The organism is Saccharothrix saharensis, from assembly GCF_006716745.1.
In the GTDB taxonomy this organism is placed as follows: Bacteria; Actinomycetota; Actinomycetes; order Mycobacteriales; family Pseudonocardiaceae; genus Actinosynnema; species Actinosynnema saharense.
Genome location: NZ_VFPP01000001.1, coordinates 6,656,944 through 6,674,977, shown reverse-complemented (window position 1 = coordinate 6,674,977; position 18,034 = coordinate 6,656,944). Strand labels below are relative to the sequence as shown.

15 protein-coding genes and 1 pseudogene are annotated in these 18,034 nt (G+C 70.8%); 5 read left to right on the top strand and 11 right to left on the bottom strand.

From position 1 onward, the window contains the following. The first annotated feature begins 89 nt into the window (after nt 1–89). Complete coding sequence (locus tag FHX81_RS30460) at nt 90–1,517, top strand: acyl-CoA carboxylase subunit beta (protein WP_141981713.1); 1,428 nt, start codon at nt 90–92, stop codon at nt 1,515–1,517. Between the two features lie 7 nt (nt 1,518–1,524). Continuing rightward, nucleotides 1,525–1,809 (top strand): hypothetical protein, encoded by a 285-nt coding sequence (locus FHX81_RS30455; protein WP_141981711.1) that lies wholly within the window; start codon nt 1,525–1,527, stop codon nt 1,807–1,809. A 34-nt stretch (nt 1,810–1,843) separates the two neighbouring features. Here the strand turns inward: FHX81_RS30455 and FHX81_RS40845 are convergent, their stop codons facing one another. From FHX81_RS40845 to FHX81_RS30440, 4 genes and pseudogenes are all read right to left on the bottom strand, one after another. Beyond that, entirely contained in the window at nt 1,844–1,996 is a 153-nt protein-coding gene (locus FHX81_RS40845; RefSeq protein ID WP_170232224.1) for a hypothetical protein, read from the bottom strand. Between the two features lie 195 nt (nt 1,997–2,191). Further along, nucleotides 2,192–2,784: pseudogene (locus FHX81_RS30450) on the bottom strand (DUF6218 family protein). 59 nt (nt 2,785–2,843) lie between these two features. After that, complete coding sequence (locus FHX81_RS30445) at nt 2,844–4,088, bottom strand: exonuclease domain-containing protein (protein WP_141981707.1); 1,245 nt, start codon at nt 4,086–4,088, stop codon at nt 2,844–2,846. 312 nt (nt 4,089–4,400) lie between these two features. Continuing rightward, entirely contained in the window at nt 4,401–4,895 is a 495-nt protein-coding gene (locus tag FHX81_RS30440; RefSeq protein ID WP_141981705.1) for an RrF2 family transcriptional regulator, read from the bottom strand. An 82-nt stretch (nt 4,896–4,977) separates the two neighbouring features. Between FHX81_RS30440 and FHX81_RS30435 the strand changes: the two genes are divergently transcribed. After that, nucleotides 4,978–5,721, top strand: a complete 744-nt coding sequence (locus FHX81_RS30435) for an SDR family oxidoreductase (RefSeq protein WP_141981703.1) — start codon at nt 4,978–4,980, stop codon at nt 5,719–5,721. A 48-nt stretch (nt 5,722–5,769) separates the two neighbouring features. Here FHX81_RS30435 and FHX81_RS30430 read toward each other — a convergent pair whose 3' ends face one another. The 6 genes from FHX81_RS30430 to FHX81_RS30405 all read right to left on the bottom strand — a co-directional run bounded on the left by FHX81_RS30430 (nt 5,770) and on the right by FHX81_RS30405 (nt 13,627). Further along, nucleotides 5,770–7,932, bottom strand: a complete 2,163-nt coding sequence (locus FHX81_RS30430) for an MMPL family transporter (RefSeq protein WP_141981701.1) — start codon at nt 7,930–7,932, stop codon at nt 5,770–5,772. Nucleotides 7,933–7,937: 5 nt separating this feature from the next. Then, on the bottom strand, nt 7,938–8,540 hold the full coding sequence (locus FHX81_RS30425) for a TetR/AcrR family transcriptional regulator (RefSeq protein ID WP_141981699.1): 603 nt from the start codon (nt 8,538–8,540) through the stop codon (nt 7,938–7,940). Nucleotides 8,541–8,662: 122 nt separating this feature from the next. After that, nucleotides 8,663–9,664 carry an alpha/beta fold hydrolase gene (locus FHX81_RS30420; RefSeq protein WP_141981697.1) on the bottom strand — a complete coding sequence of 334 codons (1,002 nt, stop codon included), beginning with the start codon at nt 9,662–9,664 and terminating at the stop codon, nt 8,663–8,665. 88 nt (nt 9,665–9,752) lie between these two features. Continuing rightward, nucleotides 9,753–10,976, bottom strand: coding sequence for a vWA domain-containing protein (locus tag FHX81_RS30415; protein ID WP_141981695.1), 1,224 nt, complete (start codon nt 10,974–10,976; stop codon nt 9,753–9,755). Further along, a complete protein-coding gene (locus FHX81_RS30410; RefSeq protein ID WP_246108041.1) occupies nt 10,973–12,160 on the bottom strand; it encodes an AAA family ATPase in 1,188 nt (395 codons plus the stop codon). The genes FHX81_RS30415 and FHX81_RS30410 overlap by 4 nt, the downstream gene beginning before the upstream one ends. A 126-nt stretch (nt 12,161–12,286) precedes the next feature. Next, complete coding sequence (locus FHX81_RS30405; RefSeq protein ID WP_141981692.1) at nt 12,287–13,627, bottom strand: hypothetical protein; 1,341 nt, start codon at nt 13,625–13,627, stop codon at nt 12,287–12,289. Between the two features lie 963 nt (nt 13,628–14,590). Here FHX81_RS30405 and FHX81_RS30400 point away from each other — a divergent pair. Both FHX81_RS30400 and FHX81_RS30395 read left to right on the top strand, forming a co-directional pair. Then, nucleotides 14,591–16,339: an ATP-dependent nuclease gene (locus FHX81_RS30400; protein WP_141981690.1), complete on the top strand. Its 1,749-nt coding sequence runs from the start codon at nt 14,591–14,593 to the stop codon at nt 16,337–16,339. Between the two features lie 40 nt (nt 16,340–16,379). After that, nucleotides 16,380–16,952 carry an NUDIX hydrolase gene (locus tag FHX81_RS30395; protein WP_246108040.1) on the top strand — a complete coding sequence of 191 codons (573 nt, stop codon included), beginning with the start codon at nt 16,380–16,382 and terminating at the stop codon, nt 16,950–16,952. Here FHX81_RS30395 and FHX81_RS30390 read toward each other — a convergent pair. Next, on the bottom strand, nt 16,920–17,939 hold the full coding sequence (locus FHX81_RS30390; RefSeq protein ID WP_246108039.1) for an NsdA family TPR-like regulatory protein: 1,020 nt from the start codon (nt 17,937–17,939) through the stop codon (nt 16,920–16,922). The two genes, FHX81_RS30395 and FHX81_RS30390, sit on opposite strands and share 33 nt — an antisense overlap. Nucleotides 17,940–18,034 lie beyond the last annotated feature (95 nt).

Below are 18,034 nucleotides of genomic sequence, written 5' to 3'. Positions count from 1 at the left end.
GGGTCGGTGCAGGGGTTGTGCTGGGGTTCCCACGGCGCTCGGGTGCGGCCATATTCCGTCGTGACACCACCTGGCACATCGGGGGAACCATGACGGCGCAGACCGTGCCCGCCCACGTCGGGGCGCGCGAGTCCGAGACCGATTTCCGCGCGCCCGCCGTCCGGCTCGGCCGGCTGCTGGACGCGGGCTCCGCGCGGCCGCTGCACCCGGCGGACGACAGCGGCGTGAGCGCGGTCAGCGGCCTGGTGGACGGCGAGCCGGTGATCGCCTACTGCACCGACGCCACCCGGATGGGCGGTGCGCTGGGCATGTCCGGCGCGCTGCACATCGTGGACGCCATCGACGCGGCGGTGGCGGCGGGCGTGCCCGTGATCGGGTTGTGGCACTCCGGCGGCGCGAAGCTCGCCGACGGTGTCGAGTCGATGGACGGCGTGGGCCGCATGTTCGCCGCGATGACCCGCGCGTCGGGGGTGGTACCGCAGATCTCCGTGGTGCTCGGCCCGGCCGCGGGCGCCGCCGCGTACGGCCCGGCGCTGACCGACGTGGTGGTGATGTCCGAGGACGCGCGGCTGTTCGTCACCGGGCCGGACGTGGTGCGCACGGTCACCGGCGAGGTGATCGACATGGAAGGGCTGGGCGGGCCGACGGCGCACGGCCGCAAGTCCGGTGTGGCGCACGTCGTGGTGCCGACGGAGGACGAGGCGTACCGGCGGGTGCGGCGGCTCACCGGGTTCTTCACCCGGCCGGGCGTGGTCGAGGTCGGCGCGGCGGGCGAGCCCGCGGACCTGCGCGCGTTGCTGCCGGAATCACCGCGGCGCGCGTACGACGTGCACCCGGTGGTGCACGGGCTGCTGGACGACGCGGTGTTCGAGGAGCTGCAGGCCGGCTGGGCGCCGAACGTCGTGGTCGGCTTCGGGCGGCTGTGCGGGCGCTCGGTCGGCGTGATCGCGAACAACCCGCTGCGCAAGGGCGGCTGCCTGGACTCGCTGTCGGCCGAGAAGGCCGCGCGGTTCGTGCGGATGTGCGACTCGCTGGGCGTGCCGCTGGTGGTGCTGGTGGACGTGCCCGGTTACCTGCCCGGCGTCGGCCAGGAGTGGGGTGGCGTGGTGCGGCGGGGCGCGAAGCTGCTGCACGCGTTCGCCGAGTCCGCGGTGCCCCGGGTCACCCTGATCACGCGCAAGTCGTACGGCGGCGCGTACATCGCGATGAACTCGCGGTCGCTGGGCGCGACGGCGGTGTTCGCGTGGCCGGACGCCGAGGTGGCGGTGATGGGCGTGGAAGCCGCGGTGGGCATCCTGCACCGCAAGAAGCTCGCCGCGGCCGACGAGTCCGAGCGGGACGGGCTGCGCGAGCGGCTGGTCGAGGAGCACCGGCGCATCGCGGGCGGCGTGGACCGGGCGATGGCGCTGGGCGTGGTGGACGAGGTGATCGCGCCCGAGGAGACCCGGGTGCGGATCGCGAAGGCGCTGGCGGACGCGCCGTCCGGACGGGGACGGCACACCAACATCCCACTGTGAGGCCGCGATGTCGCACCAGGACGTGAGCGCCCTGCGGGCGCTGATCGAACAGGCCCAGGCGCACGTCGAGTCGTTGCGCCGGGCGTCACGCGACCACCCCGGCGTCCGGCGGCTGGTCAACGACCTGGACCGGCTCGCGATCGACGTGGACGAGGTGGCGGGGACCGCCGTCGTGCCCGCGCCGACGCCGCCTGCCGAGCCGGTGCCCGTGCCGGACACGCCGTACGCGCCGGACTTCTGGCACGGCGCGGACGACGAGGGCGTGGGCGGCTACCGCCCGTTCTACCGGTGAGACCGGACTGCGGAACGGGCGGTCGCGGCGTCGGTCAGGAGGTGCCGCCGGTGCTCTGCGACGGCACCTCGGCCGGCTCGCGGAACAGGTCGGTGTAGGACCGCTGCTCGTCCCGGCGCACGACGCCGATGTCGTCGGGCCGGTCCGTGTCCGGGTGGCTGAACAGCTCTTGGTACGTGGATGACATGTGCTTCCGACTTTCTCCGCGCCCGCTGCGTGCTCACGGTCGGCGATGCCGGTCCGGAGATCCCCGCACGGCGCGAGGGGTGTTCGGGGGTGTGAAAGTGAACTTCCCCGATGGCACCCACGCTACACGTCGTGACCCCATCGGGCTCCCGCTTTTCACAACGGTGATCCGGGTCACCTGAATCGGACCTGCCGGTCACGCGGGCCGGAACGCGTCCGCCACCCGGCGCTCCCATTCCGGCGCGAGCACCGTGGGTTCGCCGAACTCCGCCCGCAGGTAGTCGCGCCGCCCGAGCGCGTTCGCGGTCTCACGCCACCGCCGCACCACCCACCCGGCCAACCGTCCCGTCACCAGGGCCGCGGTGGCCACGCGCGTCGGCGCGACCACCACGGCCTGCCTGGTCCAGCGGTGCAGCTCCTCCGGCGTGCCGGGCAGCGGGTCGGGCAGCGGCACGTCCCACTCCAGGTCCATGACGTCCTTGTTGCGGGACCGCTCCTCGGCCACCCGCTTCTCGTAGGCGGCGCGCACGGACGCGACCTCGGCCAGTGCGAACGGGATGGACACCGCCGAGGCTGCCCAGTCCCCGGGCGTCGCGCCGGCCGTGCGCTCCAGCTCCCGCAGGATCGCGATCGGGTCCGCCGGGTCCCACGCCAGCACCGCGCGCCGCCGGCAGGAGGCGAGCAGCCGCCGCGCCGCAGCGCGCCGCCGGTGTCGACGTGCCAGACGGCGACCGCGTCCACGTCGCCCGCCCCGCCCCCTCGGCACACCACGACGTGGCCGATCATCATCCGCCCGTCCCCGGCACGGGTCAGCGGCGCGCCGACCGGGTCGTGCCGCGCGTCGGTCGTCATGAGACCTCCCGCACCCGGACCGCGTCGAGCAGGCGCTCGAACGCGTCCTCGGCGACGATCGGAATGCCGTAACCGTTGGCCTTCTTCGCCTTGCCCGACAACGAGTCCGGGTCCGCGGCCACGACCAGGCGCGTCTTCTTGGTGACTTGGTCCCGCACGGTCAGGCCGGCGGCGACGGCGCGTGCCTCCCACGTCTCCCGGGGCAGGCTCATCTGCCCCGTGAAGACGACCGCGTCACCGGCCCCGAGCCGAAAGCCGCCCCAGTCTGCGTCGGCGTGCGGTCGTTGCGCGTCACGGGCCGTCGCCAGTGCTTCGTCGGCCTCGGCCTCGGACAGTCCCAACAGGACGGCGACCAGCCGCAGATCGGCCTGCTCCTCCCTCGTGACCACCTCGTCGGCCCAGGCGCGCCGCGCCAGCGCCACGAGGTACTGCCCGTGCAACCGCTCCACGTCGGCGCGGCCCAGCCCGAGCGAACCCGCGACGCTCACCAGCTCGGCCTGCTCGGTCGCGGACAGGTGCCGGTCGAGCAGCGCGCCGTCGAGCACCGACAGGTACTCGTCCGCCCGCGGCGGGTGCGGCACGCGCGGCATGCCGTCGACCAGCCGGGCCAGGAAGTGCGCCGGCGGGGTGTGGTTCGTGCCGCGCGGCAGCACCCGGCCGGTCGGCGGCGGGAGGACCGGCCACGGCCGCAGTTCGGCGTCGTCCAACCGGTCGCGCCACGGCTCCGGCCGGCCCGCGGCCCGCAGGAAGTGCCCGAACAGGGCCGCCGCGGCGTGGGCGTCGTGCAGCGCCGAGTGCGCCCGCCCCACGTCGACCCCGGCCGCCTCGCAGCACGCGGCCAACGAGCGGGTCGCGGCGGCCAGGTACCGGCCGGCGAGCTTCATGGTGCACAGGCCGGCGCCGACCGTCAGCGGCACGTCCAGCCCCGCCCGACGGAACTCCGCGGACAGGAAGCCCAGGTCGAACGACACGTTGTGGCCGACCACCACGTGCCCGGCCAGCCGCCCGCCGAGGTCGCCGGTGATCTCGGCGAACGTCGGCGCCTGCCGCGCCTGCCCCGCCGTGATGCCGTGGACGTGCTGCGGGCCGAGGTCCCGTTCCGGGTTGACCAGCGTGCACCACTCGTCCACGACCCGACCGCGCCGGTCCACGTGCACCACCGCCACCTCGACCACCCGGTGGTGGAACCCCGGGTGGAGGCCGGTCGTCTCGACGTCGACCACCGCATAGCCTGCGACCACTGCGCCTCCTCCGTACCGTGCCGCGCGCGGGAGCGTGTCGGGCGCGGCGGTTGACCGGACATCGGCCGGGTGGCGGAAAGGCGTTACCGGGAGAGATCACCGACGGTGGCACATCACCCGTCCGGCGCAACCGCGGTTCGAGGGGCGGAAATCCATCACTCCACAATGGACCGGTTCCCGGTGGTCGCCTGCCCTGGTGATCCACTCGCGTTACGATTCGGCGCCGACCTGGGGGCCATGGGACACGCGGGGTACAGCTATATCGGCAGGCGCAGTGCCCGCGCAGGCGTTCGGCCGAACCGGCTTCGTGCCTCAGGGCGTCCGCCGGGTCGCGGACGCCGTGGCCGCGAGGAGCGAGCGGGTGCGGGCGGGCGCGGTCGGCGGCAGCTCGGCCAGCACGTCGGCGAGGGACTCCGCAGCCAGGGTGCGCCGCCACGCGGCGTGCGCGTCGGCCATCTTCGCCGCGAGCACGCACGTGTCCCGGCAGTCCTCGGCGGGCAGCGCGCCCCGGCCCCGCTGCCGGATCTCCTGGCACTCGTACGGCGAGGACGCCCCGTCGACCGCCTCCACCACCTGCAACAACGTGATCTCGGACGCGGGCCGGGCGAGTCGGAAGCCGCCGCGCGGGCCGGTCGTCGCGGCCAGCACGCCCGCCTTGACCAGCGCCTGCAACTGCTTGGCGAGGTAGGGCGCGGGCAGGTCGTAGTACGCCGCGAGCTGGGCCGCCGACGCGGTGGCCCCCGGTTCGAGCTGCGCCAGGGTGGTGGCGCAGTGCAGTACCCACTCCGTGCTCACAGGCAGCTTCACCCGGCCAGTCTATCCAAGACATTGCGGATCTATTTAGTCCTCGATACGGTCGAGGCAGGTACTCGGCAGTGGAAGGATCGTCATGCGTATCGCAGTGGCCGGCGCGACCGGCAACATCGGCTCCCTCACCGCGGCCGCCCTGGAGCGCGGCGGGCACGAGGTCGTGCGCATCAGCCGTTCGGCGGGCGTCGACCTGCGGACCGGTGAAGGGCTCGACGCGGCGTTGGCCGGCGTCGACGCGGTGGTGGACGCCACGAACATCGCGGCGGTCGACCGCGCCCGGACGGTGGAACTGTTCGGCTCGATGACGCGCACGCTGCTCGACGCCGAGGCACGCGCCGGCGTGCGGCACCACGTGCTGCTGTCCATCGTCGGCATCGCCGACATCGAGGGCAACGCGCACTACGCGGGCAAGCGCGAGCAGGAACGCCTGGTCACCGAGGGTCCCGTGCCGTGGACGATCGTGCCGGCCACGCAGTTCCACGACTTCGCGGAGATGGTCGCGGGCTGGGCCGAGCAGGACGGCGTCGCGACCATCGCGCCGCTGCTCGTGCAGCCCGTCGCGCCGCGGGACGTGGCCGACGTCCTCGCCGAGATCGCCGCGGGCGAGCCGCAGGGGCGTTACGCGGACGTCGCGGGCCCGCAGACGCAGGACCTGGTGGACATGGCGCGGCGCACGCACCAGGCGCGTGGCCGGGACGTGCGCCTGGTGCCGACGTGGTCGGGCGTGTTCGGCGTGGAGATGGCCGGCGACGCGCTGCTGCCGGGCGACCGCGTCCGCATCGCGCCGACCACGTTCGAGGAGTGGCTGGCCGAGTCGGTCTGAGGTCGCGGGACCGGTCCGGCGCCGGGTTCGGCGCCGGACCGGCGGCGGTCAGCGCGCCGCGTCGACCAGGACCTTCCGGTCCTCCTCCAGCGCCGCGCCCTCCACGTCGAGCGCGGGCAGGCGGCGCAGCCACTTCGGCAGCCACCAGGCCTTCTCGCCCAGCAGGGCCAGCGCGGCGGGCACCAGGACCATGCGGACCACGAACGCGTCGACCAGGATGCCGATGGCCAGCGCGAACGCGATGGACTTCATCGGGCCCTCGCCCGCCGGCACGAAGCCCGCGAACACCGAGAACATGATCAGCGCGGCGGCCACGACCACCGGCGCGGCCTGGCGGAACCCGGTGTCGATCGCGGCCAGGGGCTGCCGGCCGCGGTGGTGCGCCTCGTGCATCCGGGACACCAGGAAGATCTGGTAGTCCATGGCCAGGCCGAACAGGATGCCCACCATCAGGATCGGGGTGAGGCTGAGCAGCGGGCCCGTGCCGTCGAGGTTGACCGCGTCGGCCAGCCAGCCCCACTGGAACACCGCGACCGTCGCGCCGAGCGACGCGCCGATGGTCAGCAGGAAGCCCAGCACGCCCACCAGCGGCACCAGGATCGACCGGAACACCAGGACCAGCAGCACCAGCGCGAGGCCGACGACCAGCGCCAGGTAGACCGGCATGGCCTCGTCCAGCGCCACGGCCACGTCCACGCTGACCGCGGTGGCGCCGGTGACGTAGGTCGTCGCGCCGTCCACGTCGGCCAGCCGGTCGCGCAGGTCGGTGACGAGCTGCTCGGTGGCCGCCGTCGCCGGGCCGGACTCCGGGATCACGGTGACCATCGCGGCCGTGCCGTCGGCGTTCGGCCTCGGCGGCGTGACCAGCGCGACGTCGTCGGCACCCTGGATGGAGGGGACGGCGGCGGCGGCCGTCGCGGCGGCGTTGTCGCCCTCGAACAGCACGATCAGCGGTCCGTTGAAGCCCTCGCCGAAGCCGTCCGCGAGCATCCGCTCCGCGCGGGCCTGGCTGGAGTCCGCGGCCGGCGCGGCGACCAGCGTCGTCTCCATCGACAGCACGGGCACGGCGATCGCGCCCAACCCCACGACGGCCAGCAGCAGCGCCACGACCCGGTGCCGGGACACCGCCCCGATCCAGCCGCGGAAGAAGCCGCGCCCGTCCGGCTCGACGTCCGCGGGAGCGGCGGGCGCGGCGGCGCGCTCCTTGCGCGGCAGCACGCGGCGGCCGAGGTAGCCGAGCACGGCCGGCACGAGCGTGACCGCGACGAGCACCGCGACCACGATCGTCAGCGCGGCGGCCACGCCCATCTGGGTCAGGAACGGGATGCCGACCACGGCCAGGCCCGCCAGCGCGATGACCACGGTCAGGCCGGCGGTGACCACGGCGGAGCCCGCGGTGCCCACGGCGGTGCCGATGGCGTCGCCCACGTCCCGGCCCCGGCGCAGCTCCTGCCGGTAGCGGTTGATGATGAACAGGGCGTAGTCGATGCCGACCGCCAGGCCCAGCATCGCGGCCAGGATCGGGGTGGTGGACTGGAGGTCCATGAAGCCGGTGGCGATCGTGACGCCCAGCGCGCCGATGCCCACGCCGACCGCGGCGGTCAGCAGGTTCATGCCGGCCAGCACGAGCGAGCCGTAGGTGACCGCGAGCACCAGCAGCGCGATGATCACGCCGATGACCTCGGCCGGACCGCCCACGTGCGGCGGCGCCTGGGTGGCCTCGCCGGTCGCCTCGACGGTCAGCCCGGACACGCCCCGCGTGGCGTCGAAGAGGGCGTTGCGCTGCTCCTCGGTGACGTCGCCGGGCTTGGCCTCGTAGGTCACGGTGCTGTAGGCGACGTCCTGCCCGGCGTTCACGGTGGGCGCCTGCGGGTCGAGCGGGTTGCTCGCCGACGTCACGCCGGGCAGCTTCGCCAGCTCCTGCACCAGTTGCGCGAGCTTCGGCGCGTTCTCCGGGGACGTGACCTGCTGCCCGTCCGGCGCCTGGACGACCACGCGCGCGGTCGCGCCGCCGCCCTGGCCGAACTCGTCGGAGATCTTGTCCAGGGCGGTGGTGGACTCCTGCCCCGGGATGGAGAAGGAGCCGGACGTCGTCCCGGCCAGGGTGCTCGCGCCGACCGCCGTGCCGCCGAGCACGAGCAGCCACAGCAGGACGACGACCAGGCGGCGGCGGTGCGCGCCGGAGCCGAGTCGGTAGAGCAGACGTGCCATGGGGGTCAGGCCTCCCGATGGGATGGGTCGCGGGGGGATGGGTGGAGAGGGGGTGGTTCGCGGTGCCCGAGCGCGTCGAGGCAGGTGGCGATGATGTGCGGCCGCCACGCGGTCTTCTCGCCCGCGTGGTTGGCGGCCAGGCTGAGCACGGCCAGGGCGCTGAGCATGCCGATGACGCGGACCAGCCGTTCGGTGTCGCCGCCGTCCTCGTCCGCGCCGAACACGGCGAGGACGTGCTGGGACAGGGCGTCCAGGCGGTCGCCGTCCACGTCGTCGGCGCCCAGCAGGCTGATCGCGCGGGACTCCAGCGCGATCAGGCCGGGCCGGTCCAGGGCGAAGTCGACGAGCAGCTCCACCGCCCGCCGGTCCCGCGCCGGACCCACCGGCACCCTCGTGGCCTGCGCGAACAGCTCATCGCTGTGCGTGCGGCCGACGTCACGCGCGGCGTCGAACAACGCCTGCTTGCTCGGGTAGTGGTGCAGCAACCCCGCCTTGGACAGCCCGACCGCGTCGGCCAGGTCCTTCACCGACGTGTGGTCGAACCCGTGCCGGGCGAACACGCCGGCCACGCGGTCCAGCAACTGGTCCTCGGTGAGCGCTCGCGCCATACCTCCACGGTACGCACGGACCTACCGATCCGGTCGGCTTACCGACCGGATCGGTAGGTGGCTTCCGTCACGGGCGGGCGGCGCGGTCGTAAGCGTGGTCCAAGGCGCGGTCGGAAGCGCCGTCAGCCGAGGAAGCGCAGCAGCTCCGCGGCGACGAACTCCGGGTTCTCCTCCACGAGCCAGTGCCCCGCGCCCGGCACGTCCACCGCGCGCACGATGTTCGCCATGCGCGGCGCGGCGGTGGCCCGGATGGCGTCGAGCTGCCCCTGCGCGGCCATGAGCAGGGTCGGCGCCTTGACCGGCGCGGCGGCCACGGTGTCGCGGACGTCCTGGTCGAGCGCGCGGTACAGCTCGAAACCGCTCGTCAGCGCCTCGGGCCTGCGGTAGGTGCGGGCGTACTCGTCGACCTCCTCGTCGCTGAACGGTGACCGGTCCGCGGTGCCGCCGAACGCCGTTCCGCCGAACGCGACCTGCGGGTAGAAGAGCGCCAGGTACTCCCGGACGTCGTCACCCACGACCGCCTCGGGCACCCGGCGCTGGGAGTGGAAGGCGATGTGCCAGCTCAGCGTGCGGTAGGTGGCCGCGTCGACCGCCGGTCCGGGCAGCGGCAGGTCGAGGTAGCCGAGCCGGGCGGTGTCGGCGGGGAACCGGCTCGCGTACTGGAACGCGACCGCCGCGCCGAAGTCGTGCCCGACGACGGCGGCGTCGCGGATGCCGAGCCGGTCGGCGATCAGCGCGTGCACGTACCGCGCCAGCGTGGCCTTGTTGTACCCGGTCGGCGTGCCCGTGCCGTCACCGAGGCCGGGCAGGTCGACCGCGTAGACCGTGTGGTGCTCGGCGAGGGCGGGCATGATCGGCCACCAGCCGTACCAGGTCTGCGGCCACCCGTGGAGCAGCACCACGGGCGTCCCGGCGCCACCGGTCACGTAGTGCAGGCGGACGCCGTCGACCTCGGCGTGCTCGTGCCGGAAGGTGCGCTGGAACACCGGGTCGTCGCGGGTGGCGGCGGCGTGCGGCGGGCCGGTGTCGGCGTTCGGCGAGGCGTTCGGCGAGGCGCAGGACGTGGTGCCGATCGCGAGCAGTACGGCCAGCGCCCACGCGAGCAGGCGCGTCGATGTCGTCATCGGTGCTCCTCAGGTCGGTGTGGGGCCCAGTTTTCGCAGCCGCACACCGACCTGGCACGAGAACTTGCCGTTCCGGCAAGGGAGCGGGTCAGCCGATGGCCACCACCCGTGCCCACGCCGGTGGGTCGTCGGGCACGTGGTTCGGGTCGTCCTCGTCGTACGAGCGCTCGCGGGGGAACAGGCCCACGACCGTCCGACAGGGTGGGCGGTCGGCGGGCCAGGGCGTCTGCCCGTCGGTCAGGACGACGACGACGTCCGGCTTGGGGTTGCGGCGCAGAGCCTTGGCGAAGCCGGAACGCAGGTCCGTGCCGCCACCGCCCACGAGCGTGATGCCCTCGGCGCGGCACAGCGGACCGGTGACGTGCGCGGCGGCGTCGCACGACAGCACCGAGACGAGGTCACGTCGACCGCCCACCGCGTGCACGATCGCCGCGATCTCGACGAGGGCGCTCCCCAGCTCGCCGTCGCTCACCGACCCGGAGGTGTCGACGACGACGCACACGCGCGGCGGACGGCGGCGCAGGCTCGGCAGGACGACACCGGGCAGACCGGCCGACCGGCGCGACGGTCGGCCGTAGCTGTAGTCCTCGCCCGCGCCGGGACCGGACACCGCCGAGCGGACCGCCGCACCCAGCAGCTCGCGCCACGGCTGCGGCGGGTGGAACGCGTCCTCCGCCCACCGCCGCCACCCCTTCGGGGCGCTGCCCGGGTGGGCGGTGAGGCCTTGCGCCACCCGGAACCGGACGGCGTCCCGTTCCTGCGCGCTCAGCCCGTGCGCGCCGTCCGGCCCCGGGTCCCAGTCCCGCTCCAGCCCGTCGGCCCCGCTGCCGCAGTCCAGCCACGCGAACCCGTCGGTGCCGGGCCCGAGCCGGAACCCGCGCAGGTAGTCCTCCATCAGCTGCCCTTCGGGCAACCGGAGCGTCCCCGGGCGGACGGCGCCCTCCGGCTCGGGCAGCCCGTCGCCGAACACGTCGTCGTTGATCTCGCAGTCGGCGGCGATGTTCATCCGCAACCGCTCCCCCGGCCCGGTCAGCCCGTGCTCCGCCGCGAACCGGTCGCTGCGGCCGTGGTGGTCGCGCAACAGGTGGGAGACCTCGTGCACCCAGACCCCGGCCAGCTCCTCCACCGGGGTGCGCGCCACGAACGCCGGCGAGGCGTAGCAGCGCCAGTGCCGGTCCACGGCCATCGTCGGCACCCGCCGCGATTCGACCACGTGCAACGCGAACAACGCCGTCGCCAGGTAAGGCCGGCTCCGGACGGCGTGCAGCCGTGCGGCGAACAGCTTCTCCTCGTCCAAGCCCTCCGGCGTCATCCGCGGGCACCGACGGCGACCGCCGCCCGGTCGGCCCGCCGCGACACCGACACCGCGCCGGCCAGTCGCTCGATCGCCGCCGGCACCTCCCAGTCGTCGCGGCGCAGCGAGGCCAGGGTGGACGCCGGCACGACCACCAGGTCCGGCGCGCCGGTGTCCAGGGCCAGCACGAGCAGCGACCACGCCGCGTCCCACCGGGACCGCTCCGGCCGCTCGCGCACCGCCTCCACCACGCCGTCGAGCACGGCCTGGCGCAGGTCGCCGCGCTCGGGCAGGACGGCCGCGGCCGGATCGGCGAGCAGCGCCTCCGGGTCGGGCAGGTCCATCCGGTCCAGGCTCGCCAACAGCTCCAGCCCGGGCCCGTCCCCCACCGTGCCGCGCACCAGCACCGACAGCACCTCGCGCGAGGCGCCCGCCGCCGTGGCGAACGCGATGAGCCGCAGTGCCATCTCCCAGCTGCGCGGCGACGGCCAGGGACCACCTCGGCCCGCTTCGCTCCTCGGCAGCTGGTGCACGAGCCGGGGACGTGCCGCCAGGAGTTCGCACACCGCACGGCGGGCGAACGCGACCGCGTCGGTCAGCCGCGCCGGGTCCAGCCGGGGCAGCGCCGCCCTCGGCCAGGTCCCGCCCAGCCCGCGCACCACCACGTCGTGGTCGTAGGTCCACTGCACGTGGACGAACCGGTTGGCCAACGGCGGGCTCAGCTCCCACCCGTCGGCCGCGGAGGACCGCGGGTTGGCGGCGGCCACGACCCGGACGCCCGGCGGCAGCTTCAGAGCGCCGATCCGGCGTTCGAGCACGACCCGCAGCAGCGCCGCTTGGACGGCCGGGGGCGCGGTGGACAGCTCGTCGAGGAACAGCAGGCCGCGGCCCGCCCGGACCAGGCGCACGGCCCAGTCGGGTGGGGCCATCGGCACGCCCTGCACGGCCGGGTCGTCACCGACCACCGGCAGGCCGGAGAAGTCGGACGGCTCGTGGACGCTGGCGATCACCGTGGTCAGCGGCAGTTCCAGGGCGTCGGCGAGCTGGGTCAGGGCCGAGGTCTTGCCGATGCCCGGCTCGCCCCACAGCAGCACGGGCAAGTCGGCGGAAACGGCCAGCGTCAAGGCTTCCAGCCGGGTGTCGGCCCGCGGCTCCGTGGTCGTTTCCCGGAGCAGTGCGAGCAGGGCGTCGGCGGTGTCCATCGGCCGGACGTGAGCCGCTCCGGCAGAGGGATTCGGGGAAATGGGCATGTTCTCGTCCACCTTGGAAGTCGGGTCGCGGCCGTGCGCCGTGTGCCGTGCGTCGGCCGGATGAGGGAAGTGCGCGGGTCAGCGGTCGGTCGCGTGACGCGGGCGGTTCCGGGTGCGGCGGTGACCGTCCCGGGCGGCGGGTCCGGGGCCGAGCCCGACCAACCCGGCCCGGTACAGCCCGTGCGCCACCCGGCGGTCGCGGGCCGCCTCCAGCTCGTCCCGCACCATCCCGTCGCGCAGCACCGCGTCCGGTCCGAGGAGGCCCTCGACGACGGCGAGGGCACCCGCGGTGTCACCGTGGTCGAGCAGCGCGCGAACGTCCACAAGGGACTCCGGACGCCGGTGCGCGTCGTCGATCGCCCGCAGGCAGGGCAACGGGGTGCCGCCCAACGCGACCAGCAGCTCCTCGCGGCCGATCTCGTCGGGGTCGTGGTCGAGCGGGACGAGCACGCCGTCCACCACACCGATCCGGTGCGTGACGCCGCGGCACTCGACCAGGCGCACGGTCCCCGGACCGTCCCGACCGCGCCCCGCACGGGCCGCCCGGTGGTCCGGCACGAGCGCCGACGCCACGAGGGGGTGCAGGCGATCGGCGTCGATCAACCCCGCCCGGAGCAACTCCAGGTCGGGCAGCACGGACGTCGCGGCTTCGGGCAGCACCGGCAGCGGGCGACCGCCGGGACGGGCCGCCACGACCCGCGCCTCCCCCCGCTCACCGACCTCCAGCACCAGCCGCCGCTTCCCACCGAGCCGCACGTCGACCTCACCGGCCGCCCGCCCCTCGGCACGCAGCAGCAGCGAGGCCTCCGGCCCCCACCGGTCGACCGCGAACCCACCCCACCGCGGGTCCACCGCGGGGTCGTCCCCGGCGGGCCGCCGCCCCGCCCCGGACCGTTCCGCCAGCTCACCGACCCGGCGCACGTCCCACAGGTGCCGGTGCAGGTCCAGCCGGAACCGCCGGTCGGGCCGGGGGTGGGGATGCGGGCCGGGCCGGGACCTCTCCCACAACGCCAGGCTGATCCGCTGGCCGCCGTCCGCCCACGCGGGCGGCGTGCGCGCCACGAGGTGCACCGACACGTCGCCGGCGACCGACGGCAGGTCGTACCGAGCCAGGGGAACCGTGACACCGGGCCGCACCAGCCCGTCCGGCGCGATCCTCGGGAAGTGCCACCGCAGCAGGTCCGGCGCCAAGTGGCGCACATCGTCCCGAACCCGTTCCGCACCCCACCGGCCGTGGGCGCGGCGAACGGCTCTCAGGTCCAGGTCCACATCGACACGGGCGGCGGCACAGGCCCCGGCCCAGTCGCCCGCGGTGCGGCGGGCGGTAGCCGTCTCGATCATCGACGGCGGCACGGCGAACTCGCGCACGCGTGCCCAGAAAAGGAGGCGGACGTTCTCATTCGCGGTCAAGGCGGGCATCAGCACTCACCTTGGGCGAACGGAACCTCCGATCTGCTGACGTAGGTAACCATCCCGGCAAGCGTAGCAGCACCACCGGCCAGGATGATCACTTCCGCCGCACGCCGCGCGGACGCCGAACCGCCACCGACCGACAACCGAAGTGGTCCACCACAACGACTTGCCGCCCGAGAGCACCATCGGGTCGGCAGCCGGGTGCGACCTCCCGTACGCCGTCACGCCGTCAACGACCGGACCGCCGTCCGCGAGGTCGCCGCAATGGATCATCACCCACCGGAGTGGTCGCACCGCAGAACCGCGGGAGCCGGTCAGCGCCCCCGCATCCGCGGTCCGGTAACCGCCCTTGCACGCCGTGGGCGCCCGCCGGGAGTCCGAAGAGGAGCGACCACGGCTGCGGGGAAGCTCGCGGACACGGCTCGCGAGCGGGACAACGGCCCGCCGGAGACCCCGGCCGAACGTCGGGACCGGCTGTGCACCCTGTTCCGACCGTCGATCACGGTCCACCACAAGACCGACGAAGCGACCTCGGAGCTGATGCAGCCCGCCAAGACGCAGGTGACCCAAGACCGCAGGTGACGACCCGCGCGCTTCCTGTGAGTGCCCCCGGTGCGACTCGAACGCACACTGGACGGATTTTGAGTCGGCCACGTAGGCACGGCACCGATGGCGACCTGGGGTTGAGGCCTCACAAGGGGCGCCACTCCTGGCATCCAAGGGCCCCAACGAGGGCTGTTCATGGACACGTTCATGGACGCTGTGGAGCGACTGACCATCGAGTGATGAAGATCCACTTTCACGACCACCGACCAATCAATGCGAGAAGGTCTCACATACAAACCCTGAAGTCACAGACCCCTAACAGCGAGATGTCGTGAGCGCGGCATCGCAACGGAGCATCTCGAGCCACTGTAGACTCGACCTTTCATCAACTGACGAGACGGATTCGAGAAGTGAGCTACGAGCGTGATTAGTCGCCTCAGACTCGTACATTACAAGGGCTTCAATGACTTTACTTTGAGCCTAAAAGGCTCATCCGTGATCGTCGGCCCAAACAACGCAGGTAAGACAACTATCATCGGCGCAGTGCGACTGTGCGCATACTTGATTAATCAGGCTCACTCGCGCAAGCCTGACGTTCTCGTCTTTGACGAAACACGAGACCGGAAAATCCCAGGCTTCACTCTCGCTTTGCCCGAAAGTCAGTTCACACAGGAAAATATTCGCCACGAGTTCCGCGAAACCGAAACGAGACTGGAACTAGAGTTCACAAATAGGGCCAAATTGTTTGCAGTCTGGCCAGTTGAGGATGATGCATACTTCTATTTGGAGCAACTCGAAGGAATGCCGGTTCGTGACAAGAATGCTGCACGCCAGCATTTCGGATCTATCGGTGTCGTGCCAACAATTTCGCCGGTCGAACACCGCGAAGTAGTGTTGACTTATAAACACGTTAAGGAAAATTACAACACTAGACTAGTAAGTCGTCATTTTCGAAACCAAATTTACCATCTTCGTGATCGCGAGCCGGATAAGTACCCGGATTTCGTCGCATTCGCTCTCGAGAATACACCCGAGATCGAACGATGTGCACTGAATCTCTCAACGACCAGCGGCGAACCTGAACTGGATTTTTTCTACCGCGAGACAAGCACCCACACTGAGAAAGAGATTTATTGGGCTGGAGATGGGCTCCAAATTTGGCTTCAAGTACTCTTCCACATCTGGCGACAGCCCGACGCTTCGGTTCTTGTCCTAGATGAACCAGACGTCTTTCTTCACCCCGACCTGCAACGTAGATTAGTCCGAGTTCTTGAGGACGTGAATAGCCAAGTTATCTTGGCCACGCATGCACCGGAAGTCTTGGCAGAATGGAGCAGAGAATCGGTCGTTATTGTGGACCGAACGAAAGGCAAGTCGCGACGCGTCAACGACGATAGGGCGTTCGCTAAACTAAACGACGCCCTAGGTTCCGGATTTAACCTAAGGCTCGCAAAGACTCTCCGCTCGCGTGTAGCCCTTTTTGTTGAGGGCACCGATATGAAGATACTTCGCAATGTCGCCAAGACGGTGGGGGCTCACCGATTCAGCAAAGAAAAGGGGTTGGCCGTCGTCCCCATGGAGGGCTACTCGAAAAGAGGAATGTCCAGCGCATTCGGCTGGCTTAATGAAAGCTTCCTCAACAACGCCGTGGACGTCTTCGTAGTTCTCGATCGCGACTACAGAAGTGACCAAGCCGTCGAACAAGCGAATGCCGAACTAAAAGCGTTCGACGTACGCGTACACGCATGGAAACGCAAAGAGCTTGAAAGCTACTTTCTTGAGGCGTCCACCATTGCACGAATGACAGGCCTCGACCTGGATACTATCGAATCCCTGCTGGATGAATGCGTGCAAGAAACCAAAACCGATGTTCTTTCGAGATACTTGTCCGAACGCTACCACGAGGAAAAGGGGCCCAAACAGCACCTGGTTTCGACAAATCAGAAGTATTTGCCAGAATTCGACACTCTGTGGGCTAACCAACAGTGGCGCCGCCACGCCGCACCGCCTAAGGCCGTGATTAGCGCACTTAACGAGAAGCTACAGGAGATAGGCAAGAAGCCCGTAAGCGCCCGGGGCATATCGTACGCGATGCGACGTGATGAGGTTCCGGCCGAAATGCGGGACTTGATCTTGAACGTCGAGCAACTACTGCACACTTCGCACCTGTAATCCCAGCACGCAAACTCTATCTGTACAGTAGACTGAGAAAGTGATTGAACCACCAGAGCACCTTCGCTGGACCGTTCACAATGAACGGACCGTCTATGACAATAAATGGGTCAAGCTGAACCTTGTTGATGTCGAACCACCGGACGGTAGCCGGTTTGAACATCACGTCGTCAAGTTGCACCACGTGGCGGTCGCCCTGCTTTTGAATGAACGCGAAGAAGTCCTGACGCTGTGGCGGTATCGGTTCGCCATTGACGAGTGGGGTTATGAGCTTATCGGCGGATTGGTCGAGGAAGGCGAAGATCCAGCCTCTACTGCTGCACGTGAAGCCGAGGAAGAGACAGGTTGGCGGCCGATTGGCGAGCCTGAGCACATCGCTACGTTTCAGCCGTTGCCCGGCATGGTGGACGCCCCGGTGAACGCCTATATTTGGCGGGACGCTGAGAAGGTGGGCGAGCCGACCGACGCTGAGGAAGCTGCGCGGATTGAGTGGATTCCGATTGATCGGATGTTGGAGCTGATCAAGCGCGGCGAAGTGCTTGGGTCGGGGGCGATTGTGCCGCTGTTGTTCTACCTGGCTTCACGCAACGCCGGGTCCGCCGATCTCGGGTAGTTGGAGCTTCGCCAGTCGCTGGCGCTGGCGGTCGGAGCCGATGCGGGAGGCTAGTTGACGGGCCTTGGCTGCGTAGTTCAGTGCTCCCTTGCTGTCGCCTGCGGTGGCGTAGGCGAAGGCTAGGTCGGCGTACATGTGGAGTTGGGCGCGGATGGCGGAGTGTGGGGACGTCTCCAGTTCCCGCACTGCCGCTTCGAGGTTGGTGACGGCGTTGTGGTCTGCGAGGCGCACGAGTGCGCTGCCACGCCACCTCGCTAGATGTCCGTCGTTCAGGAGCAGGTGCGGCAGCTCCGGGTCGATCGGGTTGGTGGGCAGAAGTGCTTGTGCCGCATCGAAGGCGCGTAGGGACTCGTCGTGGCGTCCGGCCGCTGCGAGTCCTTCTCCGTGTGCTGCGGCGAGCCAGCTCCGGAGGAGGGACGGGGCGTGGTTGTCGGCTACCTTCCGGGCGTACTCCAGCAGCTCGACTGCGGCGGCCGGTTCGCCAATGTCCAAGAGGATCACGGCTTGTTGTGCGGTGGCGTGGGCCAGGAGGTGCGGTGAGTCTGCTTCGCGGGCGGAGACCTTGGCGTCCTCGTGGTACTGCCAAGCCTGGAGTTGGGAGCCTCGGTCGAGTGCTGTCCAGCCAGCGAGAGTGCGCGCGTCGGTGAGGATGGCTGCCATGCGTTCGCGGAGTTGGGTGCTCACGCTGAACGTCTTGACGCTTTCCATTTGGCGGACGAGGTTGTTCAGCTGGTCGAGAACCACGACGGCGCCGAAGCGTGCGTCCGAGTTGCGTAGGTCGTTGACTTGACGTTGGAACAGGTCGAGTGTTTCGCGATCGATGTTGCGTGCGATGACCAAGCGGTCGCGAAGTTCTTCGGCGGATTCGTTCAGATGTTCTGGTGGGAAGCCAAGTTCTTCGTTGGTTCGGCCGTAGAACTCGCGGAAGAGGCGTTGATAGCCGGGGTCGGTTACTTCTACGCGGCCGTTCTCCCAGCGGGACAGCATGACGGACAGGGCCGACTCGCTCGCTACGGGTATGCCTAGTGCCTGTCCCCTGGTGAGGAAGTAGCGTACGACTTGCGCTTGGGTGCGTCCGGACT